The organism is Robertmurraya massiliosenegalensis JC6 (assembly GCF_000311725.1).
GTDB classification, from domain to species: Bacteria; Bacillota; Bacilli; order Bacillales; family Cytobacillaceae; genus Robertmurraya; species Robertmurraya massiliosenegalensis.
On the sequence record NZ_HE978516.1, the window covers coordinates 79,491 to 103,117 of the forward strand.

The 23,627-nt window shown below is 36.4% G+C and carries 28 protein-coding genes and 1 riboswitch; of the genes, 6 read left to right on the top strand and 22 right to left on the bottom strand.

The genetic code is table 11. From position 1 onward, the window contains the following. Positions 1-39: 39 nt before the first annotated feature. The 15 genes from rfbB to BMSHG_RS19295 form a co-directional block, all read right to left on the bottom strand. Positions 40-1,056 (bottom strand): dTDP-glucose 4,6-dehydratase, encoded by a 1,017-nt coding sequence (gene rfbB, locus BMSHG_RS19230; protein ID WP_026073541.1) that lies wholly within the window; start codon positions 1,054-1,056, stop codon positions 40-42. A gap of 7 nt (positions 1,057-1,063) precedes the next feature. After that, positions 1,064-1,975, bottom strand: a complete 912-nt coding sequence (gene rfbA, locus BMSHG_RS19235; RefSeq protein ID WP_019156099.1) for a glucose-1-phosphate thymidylyltransferase RfbA — start codon at positions 1,973-1,975, stop codon at positions 1,064-1,066. A 22-nt stretch (positions 1,976-1,997) separates the two neighbouring features. After that, entirely contained in the window at positions 1,998-3,092 is a 1,095-nt protein-coding gene (locus tag BMSHG_RS19240) for a DegT/DnrJ/EryC1/StrS family aminotransferase (protein ID WP_019156100.1), read from the bottom strand. Further along, on the bottom strand, positions 3,085-3,501 hold the full coding sequence (locus BMSHG_RS19245) for a sugar 3,4-ketoisomerase (protein ID WP_019156101.1): 417 nt from the start codon (positions 3,499-3,501) through the stop codon (positions 3,085-3,087). Before BMSHG_RS19245 ends, BMSHG_RS19240 begins: the two co-directional genes overlap by 8 nt. 27 nt (positions 3,502-3,528) lie before the next feature. After that, positions 3,529-4,599 (bottom strand): glycosyltransferase family 2 protein, encoded by a 1,071-nt coding sequence (locus BMSHG_RS26565; RefSeq protein WP_019156102.1) that lies wholly within the window; start codon positions 4,597-4,599, stop codon positions 3,529-3,531. 28 nt (positions 4,600-4,627) lie between these two features. Beyond that, a complete protein-coding gene (locus BMSHG_RS19255; protein WP_019156103.1) occupies positions 4,628-5,635 on the bottom strand; it encodes a glycosyltransferase in 1,008 nt (335 codons plus the stop codon). A 41-nt stretch (positions 5,636-5,676) separates the two neighbouring features. Next, on the bottom strand, positions 5,677-6,789 hold the full coding sequence (locus BMSHG_RS27215) for a glycosyltransferase (RefSeq protein ID WP_019156104.1): 1,113 nt from the start codon (positions 6,787-6,789) through the stop codon (positions 5,677-5,679). 17 nt (positions 6,790-6,806) lie between these two features. Beyond that, positions 6,807-7,058, bottom strand: a complete 252-nt coding sequence (locus BMSHG_RS29155) for a hypothetical protein (RefSeq protein WP_019156105.1) — start codon at positions 7,056-7,058, stop codon at positions 6,807-6,809. Positions 7,059-7,078: 20 nt separating this feature from the next. After that, complete coding sequence (locus tag BMSHG_RS26575) at positions 7,079-7,807, bottom strand: glycosyltransferase family 2 protein (RefSeq protein ID WP_019156106.1); 729 nt, start codon at positions 7,805-7,807, stop codon at positions 7,079-7,081. 16 nt (positions 7,808-7,823) lie between these two features. Further along, positions 7,824-8,939 carry an EpsG family protein gene (locus tag BMSHG_RS19270; protein WP_019156107.1) on the bottom strand — a complete coding sequence of 372 codons (1,116 nt, stop codon included), beginning with the start codon at positions 8,937-8,939 and terminating at the stop codon, positions 7,824-7,826. A 36-nt stretch (positions 8,940-8,975) separates the two neighbouring features. Continuing rightward, positions 8,976-9,623 (bottom strand): sugar transferase, encoded by a 648-nt coding sequence (locus tag BMSHG_RS19275; protein ID WP_026073542.1) that lies wholly within the window; start codon positions 9,621-9,623, stop codon positions 8,976-8,978. A 57-nt stretch (positions 9,624-9,680) separates the two neighbouring features. Beyond that, entirely contained in the window at positions 9,681-10,571 is an 891-nt protein-coding gene (galU, locus tag BMSHG_RS19280) for a UTP--glucose-1-phosphate uridylyltransferase GalU (RefSeq protein WP_019156109.1), read from the bottom strand. A 47-nt stretch (positions 10,572-10,618) separates the two neighbouring features. Then, the gene (locus BMSHG_RS19285) at positions 10,619-11,305 is read right to left on the bottom strand and encodes a CpsD/CapB family tyrosine-protein kinase (RefSeq protein ID WP_019156110.1); all 687 of its coding nucleotides are present in this window, start codon (positions 11,303-11,305) and stop codon (positions 10,619-10,621) included. Beyond that, positions 11,295-12,026, bottom strand: coding sequence for a YveK family protein (locus BMSHG_RS19290; RefSeq protein ID WP_019156111.1), 732 nt, complete (start codon positions 12,024-12,026; stop codon positions 11,295-11,297). Before BMSHG_RS19290 ends, BMSHG_RS19285 begins: the two co-directional genes overlap by 11 nt. 80 nt (positions 12,027-12,106) lie before the next feature. Beyond that, the gene (locus BMSHG_RS19295) at positions 12,107-12,448 is read right to left on the bottom strand and encodes an XRE family transcriptional regulator (RefSeq protein WP_019156112.1); all 342 of its coding nucleotides are present in this window, start codon (positions 12,446-12,448) and stop codon (positions 12,107-12,109) included. 848 nt (positions 12,449-13,296) lie between these two features. Here BMSHG_RS19295 and BMSHG_RS19300 point away from each other — a divergent pair. Together BMSHG_RS19300 and BMSHG_RS26580 are read left to right on the top strand one after the other, a co-directional pair. Continuing rightward, on the top strand, positions 13,297-14,640 hold the full coding sequence (locus BMSHG_RS19300; protein ID WP_019156113.1) for a sodium-dependent transporter: 1,344 nt from the start codon (positions 13,297-13,299) through the stop codon (positions 14,638-14,640). A 132-nt stretch (positions 14,641-14,772) separates the two neighbouring features. Then, positions 14,773-15,006 carry a helix-turn-helix domain-containing protein gene (locus BMSHG_RS26580; protein ID WP_019156114.1) on the top strand — a complete coding sequence of 78 codons (234 nt, stop codon included), beginning with the start codon at positions 14,773-14,775 and terminating at the stop codon, positions 15,004-15,006. Between the two features lie 451 nt (positions 15,007-15,457). On the opposite strand, the gene BMSHG_RS19315 is transcribed toward BMSHG_RS26580, so the two are convergent. Both BMSHG_RS19315 and BMSHG_RS19320 read right to left on the bottom strand, forming a co-directional pair. After that, complete coding sequence (locus BMSHG_RS19315; RefSeq protein WP_019156116.1) at positions 15,458-16,627, bottom strand: aminotransferase; 1,170 nt, start codon at positions 16,625-16,627, stop codon at positions 15,458-15,460. After that, positions 16,627-17,127: an Lrp/AsnC family transcriptional regulator gene (locus BMSHG_RS19320; RefSeq protein ID WP_019156117.1), complete on the bottom strand. Its 501-nt coding sequence runs from the start codon at positions 17,125-17,127 to the stop codon at positions 16,627-16,629. The genes BMSHG_RS19315 and BMSHG_RS19320 overlap by 1 nt, the downstream gene beginning before the upstream one ends. Before the next feature lie 364 nt (positions 17,128-17,491). Here BMSHG_RS19320 and BMSHG_RS19325 point away from each other — a divergent pair, with 364 nt between their 5' ends. After that, complete coding sequence (locus tag BMSHG_RS19325) at positions 17,492-18,319, top strand: alpha/beta fold hydrolase (RefSeq protein WP_019156118.1); 828 nt, start codon at positions 17,492-17,494, stop codon at positions 18,317-18,319. 22 nt (positions 18,320-18,341) lie between these two features. Here the strand turns inward: BMSHG_RS19325 and BMSHG_RS29160 are convergent, their stop codons facing one another. Beyond that, positions 18,342-18,512, bottom strand: a complete 171-nt coding sequence (locus BMSHG_RS29160) for a DUF1871 family protein (RefSeq protein ID WP_235776427.1) — start codon at positions 18,510-18,512, stop codon at positions 18,342-18,344. Then, positions 18,476-18,601, bottom strand: coding sequence for a hypothetical protein (locus BMSHG_RS29325; RefSeq protein ID WP_262362300.1), 126 nt, complete (start codon positions 18,599-18,601; stop codon positions 18,476-18,478). Before BMSHG_RS29325 ends, BMSHG_RS29160 begins: the two co-directional genes overlap by 37 nt. A gap of 174 nt (positions 18,602-18,775) precedes the next feature. Further along, positions 18,776-18,951: riboswitch (cobalamin riboswitch) on the top strand. A gap of 82 nt (positions 18,952-19,033) precedes the next feature. Here BMSHG_RS29325 and cobT point away from each other — a divergent pair. Together cobT and BMSHG_RS19340 are read left to right on the top strand one after the other, a co-directional pair. After that, the gene (gene cobT, locus BMSHG_RS19335) at positions 19,034-20,083 is read left to right on the top strand and encodes a nicotinate-nucleotide--dimethylbenzimidazole phosphoribosyltransferase (RefSeq protein ID WP_019156120.1); all 1,050 of its coding nucleotides are present in this window, start codon (positions 19,034-19,036) and stop codon (positions 20,081-20,083) included. Positions 20,084-20,214: 131 nt separating this feature from the next. Next, positions 20,215-21,384 carry a MalY/PatB family protein gene (locus tag BMSHG_RS19340; RefSeq protein WP_019156121.1) on the top strand — a complete coding sequence of 390 codons (1,170 nt, stop codon included), beginning with the start codon at positions 20,215-20,217 and terminating at the stop codon, positions 21,382-21,384. A gap of 33 nt (positions 21,385-21,417) precedes the next feature. Here the strand turns inward: BMSHG_RS19340 and BMSHG_RS19345 are convergent, their stop codons facing one another. Both BMSHG_RS19345 and BMSHG_RS19350 read right to left on the bottom strand, forming a co-directional pair. Next, entirely contained in the window at positions 21,418-21,627 is a 210-nt protein-coding gene (locus BMSHG_RS19345; RefSeq protein WP_019156122.1) for a hypothetical protein, read from the bottom strand. 102 nt (positions 21,628-21,729) lie between these two features. Then, positions 21,730-22,434, bottom strand: coding sequence for a peptidylprolyl isomerase (locus BMSHG_RS19350; protein WP_019156123.1), 705 nt, complete (start codon positions 22,432-22,434; stop codon positions 21,730-21,732). A 122-nt stretch (positions 22,435-22,556) separates the two neighbouring features. On the opposite strand from BMSHG_RS19350, the gene BMSHG_RS19355 reads away from it, so the two are divergent. Further along, positions 22,557-22,937 carry a kinase-associated lipoprotein B gene (locus BMSHG_RS19355; RefSeq protein ID WP_019156124.1) on the top strand — a complete coding sequence of 127 codons (381 nt, stop codon included), beginning with the start codon at positions 22,557-22,559 and terminating at the stop codon, positions 22,935-22,937. Between the two features lie 47 nt (positions 22,938-22,984). On the opposite strand, the gene kapD is transcribed toward BMSHG_RS19355, so the two are convergent. Next, entirely contained in the window at positions 22,985-23,605 is a 621-nt protein-coding gene (gene kapD, locus BMSHG_RS19360; RefSeq protein ID WP_019156125.1) for a 3'-5' exonuclease KapD, read from the bottom strand. Positions 23,606-23,627 lie beyond the last annotated feature (22 nt).

Here is a 23,627-nt window from a genome sequence, read left to right on the forward strand (position 1 = left end):
ACCACTTTTCTTCTTATTTAGCACAGGCAATTTTCCATTCTAATAAACTAGAGCCGCTTTATTGAAAAGCCATCCATCATGTTGAACATACCAATTAATGGTTTCCATTATTCCTTTTTCAAATTGATAAATAGGTTTCCAACCAAGCTCCTTCGTTATCTTCGAATGGTCAATTGCATATCTCCGATCATGACCTAAACGATCCTCTGTGAAATGAATGAGACTTTCCTTTTTACCAAGAAGCTTAAGAAGCAGTTTAACCACTTCGATATTCTCCATTTCACTATTTCCACCAATATTATAAATTTCCCCTGCTTTTCCTTTATGCAATACTGCATCTATCGCTCGACAATGATCGTATACATGTAGCCAATCACGAATCTGCTTCCCATCACCGTAAACTGGCAATTTCTTGTCTTGAAGTGCTTGACTGATCATTAAAGGAATTAATTTCTCAGGAAACTGGAAAGGACCATAATTATTGGAACATCTTGTTATATTTATCGGTAAACCATAGGTCTCATAATAAGCTCTAACGATCATATCTGCAGCTGCTTTTGACGCTGAATACGGACTATTTGGAGCGAGATTTGTCTCTTCAGTAAAAAATCCCTCTTTTTCCAATGTGCCATATACTTCATCTGTTGAAATTTGAATAAATTTCACGCCAGTTTTATATTGAATATTATTTTTTGTTGATAATTCCGTTTGCCAATTCTCTTTCGCCACTTCTAGTAAAATATTGGTGCCCAATACATTGGTCTGTAGAAAAATTTCAGGATGAGCAATACTACGATCAACATGCGTTTCAGCTGCAAAATGAATGACAATATCAATCGAGAATTGCCTAAATATCTGATTAAGCAAGGAGCGATCACCAATATCTCCTTTTATAAACTGATAATTCTTTTTATCCGGTAACCGCGTAAGATTAGTCAAATGGCCTGCATACGTCAATGCATCAAGATTAACAAGTGTATAATCGTACTTAGAAGCCATATATCTGATGAAATTCGAACCGATAAAACCGGCTCCGCCCGTAACAAGAATATTCATTCTTCCCTTACCCTCCATTCATTGAGGAATAGGCTAAAGAATACTCCTCAACCGTGCTATCAGCTAGTTCCATTAAATATTTTCCGTAATCTGTTTTCATAAGTGGGTAAGCTAATTCCATTAATTCCTGCTTCGAAATATATCCTTTTCTATAAGCAATTTCTTCTATACAGGCGATATACATTCCCTGCCTTTTTTGGATGACCTCAACAAAATTTGAAGCATTAAGAAGGGATTCATTTGTCCCCGTATCCAACCAGGCTAATCCTCTCCCTAGCACCTCTACTTTCAGTTTTCCCCTTTGTAAATATTCATTTAGAATAGAGGTTATCTCTACTTCTCCCCTTGAAGATGGCTGAACCTTTTTCGCTATTTCAATCACCTTGTTATCAAAGAAGTATAACCCTGGAATCGCAAATTTAGATTTTGGCCTTTTTGGTTTTTCTTCAATCGAAATTGCTTCCCCATTGTCCCCTATCTCGACCACTCCATATGCGCTCGGATCGTTCACATAACAGCCAAAAATAATACCCCCTATTTTCAAGGAGGTAGCATTTTCAATGAAATCAATAAAATTTGTTCCGTAAAAGATGTTATCACCCAAAATTAAGGCGACGGAGGAATCTCCTATAAATTCTTCTCCGATTATAAAAGCTTCTGCTAAACCATTCGGTTTTTCTTGAATCGCATATTCAATCATTAACCCTAAATGGCGACCATCGCCAAATAATTCTTTAAACCCACCTATATCGCGCGGCGTAGAAATTAAGAGGATTTCTTTAATTCCAGCAAGCATTAAAATAGATAATGGATAGTAGATCATCGGTTTATCATATATAGGCAAAATTTGTTTTGAAACAGCTTTTGTTAACGGATATAGTCTTGTGCCAGAGCCTCCAGCTAAAATGATTCCCTTCATACTTTGCCTCCTTTCTTTTTGTTCAGCCTTTGTATTGATTTGCCGTAGTCACAACATGTTCAATCTGTTCTCTAGTCATAACTGGATACAGCGGCAAACTGACAACTTGCTCTGCTAGCAATTCAGTTAGCGGTAACCTTAAATCATTTAACTCTACATATGCTTCTTGTTTATGAGGAGCAATTGGATAATGAACGAGCGTACTGACCCCATTGGCATTCATATAGGCCTGAAAATCTTGGCGCTTCTCCACTCTTATTACAAACAAATGCCATACATGACTTTCTTCGTCATCAGGAAAATTCGGTAGGACCAAATTGGGATTTTGTATATGTTTACAATAATAACGTGCTATTTCTCTTCGCTTGGCATTATCTTCATCTAAATATGGTAATTTCAATCTTAATAAACCAGCTTGTATCTCATCTAAACGGCTATTGACCCCTTTCTCACGATTCAAATATTTAATTTGCGAGCCATAGTTTCTTAACGCTTTAATTCTGGAAGCAAGTCCTGTATCATCTGTTGTGATCGCTCCACCATCTCCGAAAGCTCCAAGATTTTTCCCAGGATAAAAACTAAATGCAGCGGCATCACCAAGACTTCCAACCCTTCTTCCACTGAGTTTGGCTCCATGTGCTTGCGCTGCATCTTCAATTATTTTCAATTGATATTTTTGTGCTAATAACCAAAGCTGCTCCATTTCAACTCCACGTCCATATAAATGGACTAATAATATTGCCTTTGTACTTGATGTAATCGAGCCTTCAATTAATTCCACATCGAGATTATAGGTATCTTCATTTGGTTCTATTATAATCGGCTTTGCACCAGTGGCCGTAATCGCTAAAATCGTTGCAATATAAGTATTTCCTGGAACAATTACTTCGTCGCCCTCTGTTATGTTATATCCCCTTAAAATTAACGTTAAAGCGTCTAATCCATTTCCAACACCAATGCAATGCTTAGTTCCACAATAACGAGCGAATTCTGACTCAAACATATTCACTTCATTGCCTAGAATATATTGACCATCATTTAAGAAGTGTGTAAAAAAATCTAGAGCTTCCGTTACATACCTATCATTTAAAGACTTTAAATCAAGAAAGTTAATCATGGATTATCTCCTTATCTCGAACTAGATTGATGAAATCATCATAGCTTCTTACATAGTCTTCAGCTTTATAATAAGCATCGGCTAACACCAACAAAACACAGTCCTTAGAGAAGTCCTTCATTTCTCGCCAAATAAAACGTTCAATCAGTAATCCTTGGTTTGGACTACTTAAATGGAACTCCCTTTTATCCAGCCCGTCATCTAACATAATCGTACAGGACCCGCTTACACAGATAAGCACTTGCTTCAACTCTTTATGAGCATGGCCTCCTCTAGTTAAATTTTGTTTATTGCCAAAAATATAATAAACCCGTTTGATCGCAAATGGGATATGAATATTTTCCTCAATGGATACTAAACAACCTCTATCATCTGAATATTCAGAGAAATTAACCACTGCTTTTTCCACCCTAGATTTCCCCCTTTCTCCTTAAATCTATAACATTAAAAATATATTTAGCTCACTAAAAAGAACTGGACTTATCAGCATCGTGTTCGTACTTTTATTTCCAACACCGCTCTTCTGTGTTTTCATCATTTGCCATGTATTCATACATACCTTATACAAAAGAGGATTATACTTGAAAAGACTATATTTAATCTTCACATTCATCGGTAAATCGTGTAAATGCTCACTTAATCTTCTATATTTTTCTTGTAACCCATGTAATATCCATACTTCCTTCGGGAAAAATTTCCGCACTAGAAAATAGTGTTTCGGCAGCATATTTAAATAATCATCGAGCGTTTGATTATATAATCGTTGAAATCCTCGCTCTTGAAAAAATAGCATCCTTTCTTCTAAAGCCTCTAAAAAATCCAATCTCGTTAAATTGAATTTCTTTCCCATAAAGCTGGACTTTCTTTGCAAATAAAAGTATAACGGTAAATTGGAATACACAACTTTAGATGCCCGATCTAAAATTCGATGGACAATAAATTCATCTTCATGCCATTTGCCCGTTTTAAATCGTAAGCTATTAAATATTTCTCTTTTGTACAACTTATTCCACACGACAATATTTTCAACATGTAAATCTCCATATAATGTTTCAAGTATCTCCTGTTCTTCATAAATCTCTATATGCTCATTTTCGATTTTTTTCGCTGCAAAGGGTTCGTTTATTTCTTCCTCTTCATATACGTATTGAAAACTACTAACTGAAATATCTGCCTCATAATGGTGTAAGTTTTTATACAAGATTTCATATAATTGATGATCGACATAATCATCACAATCGACAAAAGCAATATAGTTTCCTTCTGCCATATCTAGTCCTTTGTTCATTGCAGCTGAAGGACCTCTGTTCTCCTGATAGAAGATTCTTATCCTTTGATCTTTCTCGGCATATTTTTGACAAATATGCAAACTATCATCTAAAGATCCATCATCAATTAGTATTAATTCAAAGTGGGGATAGCTTTGATTCAGAATGGATTCAATACACTTCGGTAAGTACTTCTCGCTATTGTAAACGGGTACGATTACTGAAATTAAATCTCCCATTGCGTGTTTACCTCCTCGGTCTTTTTGTTTATGTCCTTTGTTGAATATTGATATTTCGAAAGATATGAATCAATAAAGGCAATAATTTGATTTTGTATAAAAACAGCTTAATAGAAAGGCGCATGTCTCGATATGGATGAAAATAATAGATTTTTTTTAACGAAATAGGTTTTAAAAGAGATTCAAAAACATGTATTAAATCTTTAGAGTTTTTAATGACATGAACGGATGAACTGTATTGTGATAAAAGTTTTTTCGAACAGTAATAGTCATACTCGTCTTCAAATGATTCATACAGCTGCTCTTGAATCAAAATTTCTTTCACTCTTTTAATCGCAATGGTAAAGTGTTCGATATTCCGAATGCTTTTCGTATGTGTAATCGAGTCTTGATGTTGAACATAATGATAGAGTATTTGATTCAAATATAGACATGTATTTATTTTCGTGAGGATCGAAAAGATCATCGGAATATCCTCATAAGCCATATTTGGATACGTAATTTGATTTTCAATAAGAATACTTCTCTTAATTAATTTATTAAAGGAAAAGCCTTCTACTAACTCATGATCATGACATAAAAACAGCCTTACAATTTCTTCTCTTGTCATGATTTTTTGATCATATTCCGAATGGTCTTTATTTTCGATGACCCTTCCTGTCACATCCACTCTGTTCCAATTGCAAATAACGATGTCGACTTCATTCTGAATCGCTCCGTTGTACATCTGCTCCACCATATTCGGTTCAATAAAATCATCCGAATCAACGAAGGCTAAATAATCACCTGTAGCATGCTCTATCGCTCGATTTCTCGCTATTGCCTGACCACGATTCTCTTGATTTAGGAGAATCATATGGTCGAATTCTTCTTCCAATTTTGTTAATATTTCAAAGCTGCGGTCTGTTGAGCCATCATTCACGACAATAATTTCAATATCCTCCACCGTTTGATTTAGGACGCTTTCCATACATTGAGTTATAAATTTCTCACTATTAAAAACCGGAATAATGATGCTCACCTTTACTCGTTTCACTGGTGTTCCACCTACCATCTTTGAAATTGGCTAAGACCGGATCATGCTTCTCCCAATTCCTTAAATAGTTTTTCAAATTCTGGGATCACGGCCTCAAAAGAAAATTCATTTGCCCTTTTTTTCCTCTCATGTTCATGATGTAATCTGTTTTCATTATTTAATGTTTCAACTATGTTCAAGGCGAGGGATTGATGATCCCTTACTGGTGACAAAAGCCCATATTTTCCATCAGCGAGGATTTCCGCTGGTCCACTTGGACAATCTGTTGATACGACAGGGATTCCAACGGCTAATGCTTCCGCCACCACCACTGAAAACCCTTCATAAATGGAACTAAGTGCAAACACATCAGCTGTACGTATATAAGCGTAAGGATTATGAACAAATCCTTTTAACTCGACACTGTCCTCCACCCCTAATTCTTGAATCAAGCTCTCTAAACATCGTCTTTGGGGACCTTCTCCCAATATGACTAACTTCGTTTTCACATGATGTTCTAATAAATATTTATGAGCCTTAATAAGATCATCAAACCCCTTCATCTCAGTCAACCTACCTATCCCCAAAATGACAGGTTCTGATGTAGATAGATTCGTCACTTTCTCATCCATCATTCGCTCAATATCCTTAATTCTTACAGGATTATAAATTCGTTTAACAGGGACATTTACTTGTGGAAACATCATCTCGAACGATCTTTTCACACCATTTGAAACCGCAATAATAGTAGTTAGTTTTCTATACAGCCTATTAATCAAGAACCGATGCACGGTTTCATTCGTTTTCGGATATTTTCGAACATCGATATGCACCCAGCCAATCGCTGGCTTGTTCGTTATAATAGAGGCAATTGCCGCCAAATAGGTTGGCGTCATTTCGAGAGAACCGACGATTCCATCTACTCGTTTAGCAGCCTTTAAAACCATTCGAATGACTTTAAAAGGATGAAAATAACTCTTCTCTTTTCCTGTTAATACCTTTATTACTTCAATATCTCTCGGTACCGCTTCGGTTAATTCTCCAAAATAATGGATGATCAAAATGGATGGCTCAAATCGCTCTTTATCCAAATGGCGAATGACATCCAACGTCACCCTCTCAGCCCCTCCACCTTGGAGACTCTGCATAATAAATAAGATTTTTTTCTTTTCCAATGGTTGGCGACACCTCTTTATCTCTTTCGATAATTTCTAGCCATTAAAAAAACAACTGTATAGACAGTTGCAACAAAGCTATCCCCCAATCGATCCATTCTCTTTACATAGTTATTACCGAATCGATTCTTGAAATAATCGCTGTTCTTTTTTAAATGCGGATTATTTTTCCAATCATAAAAATATTTGTACAAAAGTTCCCTCGTTCCTTTCATTTTTTTATAAAAACCAATAAAGTTAAATTGATAATATTTTAGTTGACGATACATATTGGGCCACATGAGAATCTTTATATATTGATAACATAGGCCATCAGCGTTTTTTTTGAAAACGCATGATTTCCAACATAAAAATGATGCGTATCTTCCAACATTTCATATATATCATTAATTTTAGGTGAAATCGTCGTTAGCAAGCTTCCTGCTCGGTTTTTCCGATACTTATAAAGTGGTTTATTAATATAAACATAGTCTTTTACATAATAAAGCAACTTATAAATGGTTCCAACGTCTTCATAAAGTTTTCCCTTTGGAAATTTGATCTGTTGAAAAAAAGTTGCTCGATAAACTTTGTTCCACGCACTTGGTTGCACAGTCCAAATTTCGTCAGCGAGTTCTATTCCCTTCACAACATTCTTATAGCCATCATCACCCACATCCATCCAATCAAAGATAACTAAGTCTGGGTCAGATTTTAAGGCTGCCATCACTTCTGAAAAATAGCTGATATCAACATAATCATCACTATCAAGAAAAGTCACATGTTGATAGTGAATAAATTGAAGACCATAATTTCTTGCATCTGACAAACCCCCATTTTCTTTATAGACATACTCTATCTGTTCGTATTTTTGGGCATACTTTCTAGCTATCTCTCCAGACTGATCAGTTGAACCATCGTCAACAAGAATAAGCTGGATGTTGCCCCGATCTCCCATACTATCAAGAACAGAACGTAAACAATGAGCAAGATAGGTTTCAACATTATAAATTGGAATTACAACACTTAATCCATCCATCAAAATCTTCTCCCCACTAAATTAAAAACGAATAGGGCACAATCCCGTGCACGTTTATTAGCAATCTGAGCACATAATACAAGATCCAAAAAGCAATGATCAGAAAAACGAATAGCTGATCCAGCAGTTTCTTTTTATTTAATAAGTGATGAATTAAATAGGCATAGAAATAAATATTGAAGCAAGAAAAATAAATTTGCAATCGATCTATGGCCTCTATTCCAGCAAGTGCATATAACCATAAATTAATAATGACTGCATTCATGCTAAATATATAAAGTTTGTAATTTATGTTTAAATGCTCATTGAATTTGGGTATATAAAGGGCGATGCTAACAATAATCATTTGGATCATGACTGGGATTAATTGAATGAACCCTTTTTCCTTATTTACACCAAAAAAAACGTATCCGCTCGCATATTTCTCTCCATACGATCCAGCAATAGAGATCAGTAATTCACCAATACTATTCTTAACCGATGGTAAAAAATAGAGCACAATCGTGACGAAAAATAGGGGAATCACCAGCTTTGGGCTCCACTGTTTTCTAGGAATTACGATTAACACAAACATGAAGATCGCACTATCATGAAAGAGCATAGCTATCAGGATGACAAAGATATATTTGAGCCGATCGAGCCTCTTTTCAGAGCTAACTAGATGAGCGAAACAGAATATAATCGAAACTGCGACTAATTGACGGACTTGATTAAAGCTATTGAAATAAATATGCATGATAATAAATAGGAAAATACTAATTAAATAGTTCGGTGTATTCTTTTTAACAGCATAAAAAATGAACAGTAAAAATAGAGAATAAATAATGGTAGAGAACACATAAAAACTATTATATTTATCTGCTAGATGATAAATATAACTAATCCCAGGCTCAAGTAATCCAATATATGTTTTATGCATGAAAAAACTGATATACATAGGATAGTCTACGCCAACTTCAGCACCTTTAAATGCAGCTAAAAAGAGTAGTATCATATACCAGATCAATAAAACACCATTATTTTTGAACAAAAACCCTTCATTTCTATCTCCGATTGCATCATTTATGATCGTAATTCTCGAAAGGAATAAACAGTACAACATCGCTATTGTAAGAATAAAATATATCAGCATGCGCTTCTCCTATACGTCGTAACATTCCTTTTCTATTTAATAGGCTCCCTTTCGACTAACAACCTGAAAAATAGTAAAAAATAGTATTTTTATATCTAATAACAATGACTTGTTGAAAACATAGTAAAGTTCAATATTCACACGCTCTGGATAACCGATAGCGCTCCTTCCGTTAGATTGCCAATATCCTGTAATCCCCGGTTTTACAGACAAAAAAGCATCCACCTTATCTTTATATTCCTTCAATTCAGCATCTACTACAGGTCTCGGGCCCACAAGACTCATTTCGCCTTTTAACACATTCATAAATTGGGGAAATTCATCCAGACTTGTTTTTCTAATAAATCTCCCGAATTTCGTTACTCTTGGATCTTGCTCCTGCTCTAATTTGTAATTATTTTTAACATATTTTTGATACAGAACTTTGTTTTCTTTCAATTTTTCGTCCGCCCCTATAATCATTGAACGAAATTTGTATACCTCAAATTTCTTTCCGTATTTTCCAACTCGCTCTTGCTTATAAAACATCGGTCCCTTGTTCTCCCCCCTTTGATACACTGGATAGAAAAAGATGACCAAAAATAAAAGCACTAATATTCCTATTAGCGCTCCCACAATATCAATGATTCTTTTGGTAAAATGAAATAGTTTGTCATCGTCTTTAATCGCTGTAACGTCAATTATATAGTTCCTTCCAGCTATTTCTTCCTTAGCAAGCTCACGATTTATTTGCGACTCCAATCAATTTACCCCCTTTTGAGACTTTTCCAAAGCAACTTTGTCTACTATATATTCTAAAATTTCGTCTTTTAATTCTTCTCTTTGCAGTGCAAATTCTAGCATCGTTAAGATAAATCCTATTTTTTCTCCAACATCATATCGTTTTCCTTCAAATTCATAAGCAAATACACGTTGAATTTCATTAAGCTTTTGAATCGCATCAGTCAACTGGATTTCTCCGCCAGCTCCAATTTCTTGTTTTTCTAGAAATAAAAATATCTCTGGGGTCAGAATATATCGACCGATAATCGCTAAATTGGATGGTGCTGTTCCAACGGAAGGTTTTTCAACAAAATGACGTACGGCATAACGATTTCCTAATTGCTTACTTGGTTCAATAATGCCATAACGATGTGTCTCATGCTCTGGTACAGTTTGAACCCCAATAACAGAAGAAAGCGTTTTTTCATACTCGTTCATTAATTGTTTTAAACATGGGATTTCAGCCTGTACGATGTCATCTCCTAATAACACTGCAAATGGCTCATTGCCAATAAACTTACGTGCACACCATATGGCATGCCCTAGCCCTTTTGGTTCCTTTTGCCTAATATAGTGAATGTCTACTTTCGATGGGGCTTGAACCTGTTCTAATAATTCATATTTATTTTTTTCCATTAAATTATTTTCAAGTTCAAATGCATTATCAAAATGATCTTCTATTGCTCGTTTTCCTTTTCCTGTAACAATAATAATATCCTCAATTCCAGAGGCAATGGCCTCTTCGACAATATATTGAATCGTTGGCTTATCAACAATTGGAAGCATTTCTTTCGGCATTGCCTTTGTTACGGGCAAAAATCGCGTTCCAAGTCCAGCAGCTGGAATAATCGCTTTTCTAATCTTTTTCATATCTCCCTCAACCCTCTTCTTAATTTCTTTTCCTAGTAGCGTCACCTTTAATTAATACGTTTCACTAACTTTGGTTTTTTTCTCTGTATTCGGTTAATTACGACTCCTAGAAACCTTGAACGTGCTTTTTCTAATAATTCTTTTGCTTCTAAAGCCGTGCTTTTTTGAGTCTTTCGGCTAGTAATCACTAGAACCACTCCATCACATTTATTCGCTAAAATTTGAGCATCTGTCACGGATAATGCTGGAGGAGTATCGAAAACAATATAATGATAGTCCGCATAAATTTCTTTCATGATGACTTCCATTGCATCTGAATTTAATAACTCTGATGGATTCAATGGAATCGGTCCACTGGTCAACACATCCAGATTAGGAATATAAGATTTTGTGATCGCTTCATCTAAATAAAGCGTTTTTTTAAGCACGCTTGTAAGTCCCCTATTATTTATCATATTAAAGGCCAAATGAAGAGAAGGGGTTCTTAAATTTGAATCAACGAGTAATACTTTTTTTCCCTGTTGTGCCAGCACAATGGCAAGATTTGCAGCGGTTGTCGATTTCCCATCACCTTTTTCAGGAGATGTTACGACAATTGATTTAATTTCTTTATCATTAACAGCAGAGTATAAAATATTTGTTCGAATTAGACGAAAATGCTCTGAAACAGATATTCTCGGATAATTATATGCAACCAGTTCGATTTGATTTTTATTTCTTTTCTTACGACCCAAACGACTCAACCCCAATTTCTTCTATCTTGATTCTTTCTTTTGCTTTTAGTTTCGAGATTTCTTCAATCGATCCAAGTACAGGTAATTCTAAAAACATATGAACATCATGACTATCTTTAATCGTGTTATCTAAATATTCCATAAATAACACCCAAGCAATGCCTAGTAGTAAGCTAATCACGACTCCAATTCCAATAATCAACAATGGTTTAGGCTTAACAGGAACTTGATTATTACTACGTTCCGCTTTCGCTAAAACACTTACGTTATCTACATTCATAATCCCTTTTATTTCCTGCTGAAATGTATGAGTAATAGAATTGGCTATGGCAATGGCCGTATCGGGATTACTATGTTCAATAATTAATGAAAAGACTTGAGAATTATCTTGACTGACAACCGAAATATTTTGATTAAGTTCCTCTATAGTCGTTGAAAGATTTAAATTATCAATTACTTTTTCTAATATTGCGGGGCTTTTAATGATGACACTATACGTATTAATTAGACTGATATTGCTTTGTTGCTGACCAATGTCGAGATTGTTTTCCGAATTTTTCTGATTGACCAATATTTGAGTTGATGCTTGATAGACCGGTGTTAAAACGAAATATGAAACAGCTCCACTAACAACTGCTGCAAGGATTATAATGGTAAGCAGAAACTTCCAGCGATAAATTAATATCCTTAAGATATCCTTAATACTAAGTGATTCTTCCATATAAACCTCCACTACGAACGCGCTATAATATTGACACTCTTCGACAACAAGCATTGTCTTTTAAAAAGTACGATACATATTTAATTGGATTGTTGATTTCTCCATTTAATAAATTCAAGCAATGTTTTATATTCACGGAGTTGTTCCTTGCCTATTCCTAATTCCTTTAATTCTTTAAGGATCTCTACCCATTCGTTATCAACATTTAAATATCTATCCAAATCTGATCCGGTTCTCAGTAAAGTAATTAAATCAACATCTAAGACGCTAGCAATTTTTTGGATAACTTCAAGTGAGGGATTTTTGTTAATGTTGCGCTCAATATTACTTAAATAAGACTTTGAAATATTGGATAGCTCGGATAATTGAGTGAGTGTATAACCTCTTTGCTTCCTAATTACTGCAATATTTTTTCCGATCATTGAAAGGTAACCCCTTTTTAATGCCGAACTAGATACTAGTAACATCATCAATATGAATCAAATTCAATGTAAGACTTCATGAACTTCATCTAGCTTTGTCGACTTAAATTGAAAACCTATCTTTTCATAAAACTACTATTTCGATATTGACCCTTTTTATCTGTCAACACCTCCTGTATGAAAAATAAATGTTAAGATACTTTTAGCAAAATTGGCTATTGCCATTTAAAATCCTTAACTATAACGTCTTTTGTTCAACATATTCTCCTATCAATGCCGATATGAATTTGTGGGGATTTCTTACTAATGACAAACTCGCTCCGAATGTCATTAGGTGTCATAATTTCCACTTTATTCAAAACTTTACAGTTAAAAATTTTAATGATTAAATGGGCATCTAACCCCCCCTCACATCACACTTTCGACGACTAGCATCTAAGGTTTTCCACGCAACCCACAGTATGACCGAGTGCCTTCATTGATATTGGCAAGAAGACATCGCCAAAAAAAGTTAAATTCTTTATTAAGAACAAAAAGTGAATATGAAAGTTACATATTTATTTTAGTCTCTATAAAAACGTATTTTGTTGGTTCTTTATAACGAATATGTTCCATATAAAGAACTATAGCATCTTTATAGGAAAGATAACAAGTACTTTTTTGCAACTTTAAGTATTCTTTAAGTTAACTTTAACTTCTTTCATTTCGATGACGATGACTGATTAAAAATTCGTTAAAATTCAAAAAATCACATTATATCCATGAAATTCGTTTTTTTAAACTACCTTTTTTCGACAATTCATAGTAACATGTAAAAATATCAATCGATTGAAGGAGATTTTTTTATCATGCACAAACAAGATCAATGGACATCAAAGCTTGGATTTATTTTAGCTGCCGCTGGATCCGCAATTGGACTCGGGGCAATTTGGAAATTCCCTTATGTAGCAGGAACCAATGGGGGAGCTGTCTTTTTCCTTATTTTCATCGCTTTTACCGTATTAATTGGAGCTCCTATCCTGATTGCAGAGTTCGTCATCGGTCGGAATGCACAAAAAGATGCAGTTAGTGCCTATCGAATGCTCGCTCCTCGTTCTCCATGGCAACTACTTGGCTATTTAGGGGTCGTCGCTTCAATTATTTTATTATCCTTTTATAGTGTTGTCGGTGGATGGATCTTATCGTATTTATGGAGAAGTATAACGGGGGCTTTTTCCGGACTAGCTCCAACTGAATATGTCAACCTCTTTAACCATACAATCGGAAATACGACAGAGGTCATCCTTGCCCAAATTATCTTTCTTTTAATAACGATTTGGGTCGTTCAAGGTGGGATTCAAAAAGGAATTGAAAAGGCGAATAAATATATGATGCCTGCATTATTTATTCTTTTCATTATTCTTGCCATCCGTTCCATGACTTTAGATGGAGCGTTAGAAGGGGTCTCTTTTTTATTAAAGCCTGATTTCAGCAGTGTTACGGGGGAAACCTTTCTTCTAGCCTTAGGTCAATCCTTCTTTGCTTTAAGTGTAGGGATATCGGTAATGGTCACCTATGCCTCCTATTTAGCAAAGTCAGAGAATATTATGAAGTCTGCCTTTTCTGTTGTCGGTTTAAATATTTTCATTTCTCTATTAGCAGGCCTTGTGATTTTTCCAGCGGTATTTGCTCTAGGATTCGAACCTGGAGAAGGGCCAGGACTTGTTTTTGTCGTTCTTCCAGCTGTCTTTAATGAAATTGCCTTTGGTGGATTCTTTTTAACGATTTTCCTCATTTTACTGTTGTTTGCAACACTAACATCAGCCTTTTCCATTTTAGAAATTGTTGTCGCTGCGAGCGTTAAACAAGATGCTGGAAAAAGAAAGAAAGCAACTTGGCTGGCTGGGGTTCTCATCTTTATTGTCGGTGTACCAAGTGCCCTGTCTTTCGGAAGTTTAGCTGAGATTAGTATTTTTAATAAAAATATTTTCGATTTTGCCGATTTTCTGGTCAGTAATATTAGCTTACCGCTCGGCGCATTGTTTATCTCCTTATTTATCGGCTATCGTTTACCTAGACAAGCCGTTAAAGAAGAACTCAAGCTTGGAACAAATGGTTTAGGTGTCCTCTTTGATATTTGGTACTTTGCCATTCGTTATATTGCCCCGGTTGGGATTATCTTTGTCTTTTTAAATTCGATAGGGATCTTCTAAATTCTTTCAAGCTACCAGTTTTTCTGGTAGCTTGAAATGTAAAAAAATATTCAAGAACGCTACCGTTGGTACAACCATTGACGTGTTACACTATAAGTAGATAAAAGTGTCATGGGAAAGGATGGTGAGAATATGGCTTCCATCGGCGATAACATCAAGCTTTACCGGGAAAGGGCCAATATGTCCCAAGAAGAGCTCGCAGTTAAAATACGTGTTGGTACGACTAGAATTGAAAAATATGAATCTGGACAGCACATCCCTACAAAAGAAACACTTCTAAAAATCTCCACTGTGCTGGATGTACCAGCAACAGAACTTCTACAAAGCTATAACCAAATCAACGAAACCATGTTTGAGCAAATGTAAAAACGAAAGCGTTTGCTTTTATAGCGAGGATCCCTCGCTTTTTATTATGTAAGGCTCTTTTTATACGCAAACATTGTTTAGTCATAGATAGGAGAATAAAGCCCTGTTATTACAATGGAAGCTTCGGTTTGTCTCGTTCGATCCAACCAGCTCTTGCCCTTAAGCGGAATTTTTCCTGTTATCGCTTCGATTGGCTCCCATATAGGGAAAATAACGGAAGATTTTCCGCTTATGGAGAGCAAAATCGTTTATTTTGGCATTTTTTGAGGGAATAGCAGGAATTTCTCCTGTTATTTCGGCTCTTTTTCATGATGCTTGCTTATTAAGCGGAATTTTTCCTGTTATTTTTTCATACCGATCCTGTTTGTACTAACATTAAGTCGAGGGAATTTGTATATTCCTGGACAAAAATAAAGAGATGCTAACTTGCGCTTAGCATCTCAAATAAATTTTACGATTGTCTTATGATAAAACTCTTCATTCTCTTAATCGACTCCTGCAATTGCTCCATTGAAGATGCATAAGAGCAGCGAATATGACCTTCACCACTTTCACCAAATACATTTCCTGGTACGACTGCGACTTTTTCTTCAATTAACAACCTCTCTGCAAACTGTTCTGAAGTTAATCCTGTCCGTTTTATAGATGGAAACGCATAGAATGCTCCACCTGGAACATGACATTCAAGACCGATTTCATTTAATGATTGCACAAAATAATTCCTTCTCCGACGATAGCTTTTCCTCATCTCATTGACATCCTCATGTCCATTCCGCAACGCTTCAACCGCTGCGAATTGGGCCATCGTTGGTGCGCACATCATTGCGTATTGATGAATTTTCAGCATTGCTTCCGTCAATTCCTTTGGGGCACAGACAAAACCTAAGCGCCAACCCGTCATCGCAAATCCCTTGGAAAAACCAGAAATCAAAATCGTTCGCTCTCTCATCTCTTCAATGGCCGCAAAACTAACAAATTTCTCGTCATAGGAAAGTTCTGCGTAGATTTCGTCTGAGATAATAACCAAATCATGCTTCTTGACTACCTCAGCAATCGCTTCGAAATCTTGTTGACCTAGCATCGTACCAGTTGGATTATTCGGTGAGCAAAGAATGATAGCCTTCGTTCGCTCGGTAATAACTTGCTCCAACTCAGCTGGTGTAACTTTAAAATCATTTTCCTTTTTCGTTTGAACCGTAATTCCTTTTCCACCTGCTAAATTAACAAGAGGCACATAAGACACAAAGCTGGGCTCAATCACAATTACCTCGTCACCTGGATCAATAATCGCTCTTAAAGCAATATCTAATGCCTGACTGGCTCCTACAGTTACAATAATTTCTCTACTTGGAGAATACGTTAACTCAAAACCTTTCTCCATGTACAAAGCAATCTCTTCCCTTAATTCCATCAGACCTGCATTGGCGGTATAGGACGTATAGCCTTGTTCAAGAGACAAAATTGCCGCTTCTCTCACTGACCATGAAGTAACAAAATCTGGTTCCCCTACCCCAAGGGAAATAACCCCTTCCATCCCAGCCGCAAGATCAAAAAAACGACGAATTCCAGAAGGTTTCAACTCTTCCACAGCTCTTGATAAATAAGTTTTTGTTTGACTCATCAAGGGGACACCACAATTCGTTTGTCATCGTCACCTTGTTCAAAAATCGTCCCATCATGCTTATATTTCTTCAAAATAAAATGAGTAGTAGTAGAAATAACAGAATCTAATGTAGACAACTTCTGTGACACGAAATTCGCCACTTCATTCATGGACTTCCCTTCCACAATAACCGATAAATCATATGCACCAGACATTAAATAAAGGGCCTTAACCTCTTTAAAACGATAAATTCTTTCAGCAATCTCATCAAAGCCCACCCCACGTTTCGGTGTCACCTTAACATCGATCATCGCAGTAACCCCTTCATGACCAGAAATTTTTGACCAATCAACAATCGAAGAATACTGAACAATGACATTATTCTCCTCTAATTTCTTGATTAATTCCTCCGTCTCCTTTACACTAATATTTACCATTTTGGCAATATCATCAACCACAGTCCGTGCATCCTTTTCAAGAATCTCAACAATCTCCAACTCTTTATCCGTTAACTTCATCCAAGACCCACCTTCAATATCAAATACAAACTATGGCAACCGTATTCAAAATAAAAATAAAAAAATCAAATACACCTGTCATAAAATAACTAAATTATAGCAAAATATCCATAACTTGATCAATTTTGACTCAACCCAAAAAGCGTCAATTTCACTCAAAAAACCAAACCTACGGACTCGCACACCCTAAGATTTTTGACTCATTTTAGCCCCAACAGCATGAAACGCAGGAGAAAGCTCGCTTTCTCAATGCGTTTCATGCTGTTGGGGCAACCTTTCAGCCTAAAGCGAAAAAGGCGTGTGAAACCGAGTTTTCACACGAAATGAGTCACACACGAAATAAACAAACGGAGGAGAAATTTCCATGGAAACCCCTCATTACAAAGGTCATCAACAAATTAGTGGAAATGACCTCTACTATGAATACTATAAAAATGAAAAATCTCCATTAACACTCGTTTTAATACATGGTTTTTTGTCATCAACTTTTAGTTTCCGCCGACTGATCCCGTTATTAAAAGAAGAATATAATATCATTTCAGTTGACCTCCCGCCTTTTGGCAATAGCGGAAAATCAACAGAATATATATATTCCTATGAGAATATGGCAAATTCGATCATTGAACTCACGAAAAAGCTTGGATTAGAACAATTCATAGTTGTTGGACATTCAATGGGTGGACAAATATCTTTGAACATGGCCCACTTACGACCAGACCTCGTTCAGAAAGTCGTATTACTTTGTAGTTCAGGTTATTTAGAACGCTCAAAACAATCTTTAATCCTAGCGAGCTATCTCCCATTCTTTCATTTAATCGTCAAAAGACATTTAGCTCGTTCTGGTGTATTGAAAAACCTGCAAAACGTCGTCTACAATCAATCTTTAATTGATGAAGAGATGTTTCACGGATATATGAGACCTTTCTTAGAGGATGATATTTTTAAAGGGCTTACCCGATTGATTCGTCATCGTGAAGGAGATTTACCAGCACAAGTGCTTCAACAAATCGAAAGCCCTTGTTTATTAATATGGGGCGCACATGATAAAGTCGTTCCTTTACAAATCGGCAAACGACTACACAAAGATTTGAAACAGTCAAAACTAATCGTTTTCGAAGAAACCGGTCACTTAGTTCCAGAGGAAAGACCAGAAGATGTTTTTTTACATATCAAAGAATTTATTTCAAACTAAAAACAGCTACTCGGAGCTGTTTTTAAATCGAGCAACTTCCCTCATTTTTAATTGCGAGAAGTTCTCGAGCGATTTGCTGACATTTTTCTAACGGAATGAGTTCTTCAAAGGAAAATTCATAAATCTCTTGAATTTTCCCAGCCAACTTCCCTTCTTCTACCAAGTAATGAACGGCGGCAATCGAATCGGCAATCTCCGGATCATATGCCTCTTCACCCAGGCTGAAGGGATCCCATTTTTTAATGTCTGTACGAGCTTTACGTTTGTCTCCATTATTTCCATATATATCACCTAACTAATGATTTTTTCATAACTCAACTTTCTCCTACCAAAATAAGCAGATAATGAGGAGAGAAGAATTTATTCATTGTCATTGTTAATTCCCCATTTCCTTCAAGAGTCCATTTTTTGAGTTGACCTGTCAACATTATCTATTATAAGATAAAATTGTCAAAAAGTTTATAAAAGTAATTAGGTGCCCTTCGGGGAGAATAGGGAATGAAGTGAAAAACTTCAGCGGTCCCACCACTGTAATGGGTAGTTTCATAGAGAAAGCCACTGGACTTTTGTTTGGGAAGGCCTATGAAATGATGAACCACAGCCAGGAGACCTGCCTATTTACTTTAAAGTTATAGATGATGGAAAAGTCTGTAGTTTATTTGCTATTGCAAGTAAACTATGGGCTTTTTATTTTTTTAAGGAGGAGAGAAAAAGATGAATTTATTAGAGAAAACGCTTCTACAAATTGAGGGATTGAATCAAGAAATGATGGAGAAGGCAAGACAAAGGGTGGACAATCTTATTAAGCCGCCAAACAGTCTTGGCAAACTAGAGGATTTAGCTGTACAACTCGCAGGGATAACCGGCACGCTATATCCAGGCCTCACTCAAAAAACCATTGTCGTGATGGCGGCTGACCATGGTGTTTATGAAGAAGATATTTCTAGTAATCCTCAAGAGGTTACCTTTGCACAAACCATGCACATTCAAAAAGGAGTAACAGGGGTTGGTGCCTTAGGAAAATCGTCTGCTGCAAAGATCGTTACTGTAAATATTGGAGTAAAAGGGGACATTCCAAGCGATGCCCAAGTGACGAACAGGAAAATTAAAAATGGGACAGATAATATGGCCAAGGGCCCTGCGATGACAAGAGAAGAAGCTATTCAATCGTTAGAAGTAGGGATCGAGATGGCAAATGAGGAAATAAGAAAAGGAGCGCAAATACTCGGGACAGGAGAAATGGGAATCGGGAACACCACTCCAAGTACAGCTATTTTGTCTGTTCTAGGAAATATTGATCCGAAAGAAATTACTGGGAAAGGAGCAGGAGTAGGGAGTAGAGGAATCGAACATAAGATTAACGTGATTAAGAAAGCAATTGCAATCAATGAACCAAATAAGGATGATGCGATCGATGTACTAGCGAAGGTGGGCGGTCTAGAAATTGGCGGCATGGCTGGGGTGATGTTAGGTGCAGCCGCAAATCGAGTTCCTGTTGTGGTCGATGGATATATTTCTACTGTAGCTGCCTTACTTGCTATTTCGATTGAACCTAAAGCAAAAGAGTATATAATCACATCGCATGCTAGTGCTGAGCCTGGTGGAAAGAAGGCTAGTGAGATGCTAGGAATTGAACCGGTGCTCTATATGAATATGTGTCTTGGCGAAGGATCAGGTGCCGCTATAGTATTTCCGATTGTAGATGCAGCTTGTCATATGATGAAGCAAATGGCTACATTTGCAGAAGTCGGTCTTGAAATATGAGTTGACACGTTACATTTCTCGAGATGCGAAAGTTTTAGTAAATCATCTAAACAATCACTTTAGTTTATATTTTTCGCAATATATTCTATCATAAGTAATAAGAACTTTAATTTATGAAATGGGGTGCAACAATGGGAATATATGATTTTCATAAAAAAATTGATCGCCAACATACAGCTTCTGTAAAATGGGGATTAAATCACGCAATTTTCGGGACCAATGATGTGTTACCAATGTGGGTAGCTGATATGGATTTTCAACCACCTCAAGAGGTCACAAATGCTCTAAAAAACAGGTTAGACCATGGAATTTATGGATATACATACGTTCCCGACCATGTATCTCAAGCTGTACAGTCTTGGGTAAATAAACGGCACAACTGGGAGATCCACCCGTCTTGGCTTCTCTATAGCCCCGGTGTTGTTCCTTCCATCGGCATTGCGATTCAAGCCTTGACAGCACCTGGCGATAAGGTCATGCTTCAATCACCTGTCTATACTCCTTTTTTCAATATGATTGAAAAGAATGAACGTGTCGTCGTCAATTCACCTCTAATATTGAAAGATAATCGCTATGAAATTGATTTTGAAGATTTTGAGGAGAAGCTAAAGGAAGGGGTAAAGCTCTTTATCTTGTGCAATCCTCATAATCCAAGTGGTCGCGCATGGAACGCTACCGAGCTTACGAAGATGGCAGAGCTTTGTATCCAATACAATTGCTATATATTGTCCGATGAGATTCATTCAGACCTTATGTATAAGCCGAATAAACACGTTCCCATTGCTTCATTAGATGAGAAATTTACAGATCATGTAATCACTTGCATTGCGCCGAGTAAAACGTTTAATCTAGCGGGTCTTCAAGCCTCTGCGGTTATAATTGCAAACAAAGAGCTACGTGATCTCTTTCAAAATATACAAAACAAGCTTGGGTTTTTCAGTTTAAATACGTTTGGGATTATCGGTATGGAAGCTGCTTATACACATGGAGAAGTATGGCTTGAGGAACTTTTAATGTATTTGAGGGAAAATGTAGAAATTGCGACAAACTTTATTGAAAAGGAACTGCCGACACTTTCTGTCATGGAACCGGACGGCACCTATTTACTATGGCTGGACTGTCGCAAACTTGGTTTATCTGATGAAGAACTCAAAGAACAACTCATCAAAAAAGGAAAGCTTGCTCTTGAGCCAGGACCAAAATACGGTCCAGGGGGAGAAGGTTTCGTACGCATGAACATTGGATGTACCCGTGAAACCTTAATGGATGGATTAGAACGTTTAAAAAAAGCATTCACCTGATCTAAAAAACAGGAGTCCTCTATGGCTCCTGTTTCATTCTTTCTTTTCCTCTTGTGCATACTGAAGCATTTTTTCTTCAAGCGCTTTTGTTTTTTCTTCATCTTGCTTCGATTTTTTCATAATAAACTTCATCGTTAAAACCGCTCCGATGACAAAAATAACAGATGTGATCGCCGCTGGGATGTACTCTGTTTTATCCTCAGGGAAGTATAAAAAGAGCGATAAAATCGTCCAGTGAAGCATAAAAATCTTCCTCTCTGTTTTTCATTTCCAACTATTCCTGCCATTAAACTATTATATCAGCCTAACAGCCACCTCTCCATCAATTCAACTTAACAAAAAACGCTATTCTAAAACGGTTATTTTATTTATTAGCACAGCTTCAACTGGTTTCTCATTTCCATCCACTTCGACTGCTGCAATTTGATCAACAACATCCATTCCTTCAACTACTTGGCCAAAAACGGTATGTACCTTATCGAGCCAAGGTGTCCCCCCATTCGCTTTGTATGCTTCAATGATTTCTTGCGGATAATTGTTTTTTTCCATATCTTTTACTTGACTATCATCTATTACTTTTCGTTGGACAATGAAAAACTGACTTGAATTCGTGTTTTTCGCTCCAAAATTAGCCATTGATAAGGCTCCACGCAAGTTATATAGTTCATCCGAGAATTCATCTTCAAAAAAATCGCCATAAATACTTTCTCCACCAGCACCCGTTCCCACTGGATCGCCGCCTTGGATCATAAAATCATTGATTACACGGTGAAAAGCAACACCCTCATAATAGCCATTTTCACTATGAGTAATGAAATTCTCCACTGCTTTAGGAGCTTGTTCTGGGAATAATTTAATCTTAATATTCCCCATTGACGTTTCCATCTCAACAAGGCGTTCACCATTCAGAACTTCTGTTGTCAACTGTGGGAAGGTTAAATCTTCACTTTTTTGCTTTCCAGTTTCTTGTCCACTTTTCAATAAATAAAAATAAGTACTAAATAAGATAACTGCTACGACTGCAATGATCATATAATGTTGTTTTTTCAAACCCATTCCCTCCATCCATTCATACTATCTTTTTACATTCTACCTCAAACGTTGTAGCTTTTACTTATTTGCGTCATAATTATGATAGATCATTTTTAGAAGAATTGGAAAGGAGCATGGAAATGAGCGAATTAAAAATAGGCGATTCTGTGACAGCTTTTTATAAGACAGGCAAATATATTGGAGAAATCACCGACATCCGTGGGGAAAATTATTTAGTGAGAGTATTGGCCGTAGCGAAGCATCCGATGCAAGGAGATATCCATTCCGGGAAGGAAGTCGATGTACCTTTATTTCATGAAAGGCGTGCACTTGCTTACAGGGAACAGGCAAATATGCCGAAAAAAATGGTTAAACCATATGAGGGAGAAATTCCTGAATACTTGCCCTCTTTACAAGCTGCATTAGCAAAGATGAAGCAAGAATTACAAGCAGAAGATTCTGTGTGGGCACAAAAAAGCTTGAAAAATATTGAAATCCTTGAAAAAGATTATTTTAAATAAGATGACAAGATCATAATAAGCCAAATCATTCATATAGATTTGGCTTGTTATGCTAAATTATTAAAGAGCTTTGAAAAATCTACTCTATCCCCAATTGTCGTTGGTTCATGTTGCTTTAAGTATTTTTTATCCTTCTCCACTAATTTAAAGATATGATAAGTCGTCATGGCATCATCTAGCGCTCTATGATGTTTTCCAACGCCTTCTTTTCCGTATTCCTGAACCGCTTTCCATAATCCTGTTTGATTTTGATCCCCGAAGAAACGTTTATATTCCATCGATAAATCAATTTCTTGTCCTTTGATCGGAAATGGATAGCTCCCTTTTTGACAATTATTGCGTAACACCTTCATATCCATGTTGCCCCAGGTAACAACTGTGCTCTTTTTACAATCAGATGTAATATCTTGGAACTTCTTGATGAGTTCTGCGAACGGGATACCTGAGTTCACCTGCTCTTGAGAAATCTTCAAAAATGATTTACAGCGTTGTGATAACACAGGAAAACGCTCTGGCAATACATAGGATGAGTATTGCTCAAATATTTGATTGTTTCGAACAGCAACAATTCCTACTTCAATAATCTCAGGAAAAAACCCTTTGTATCTTGGACTTCTTTCAGGCATTGTAAATTCAAAGTCAATAAATAAATATTGATGCTCCTCCACTTCCTTTTCCCCCCTTTCCCAA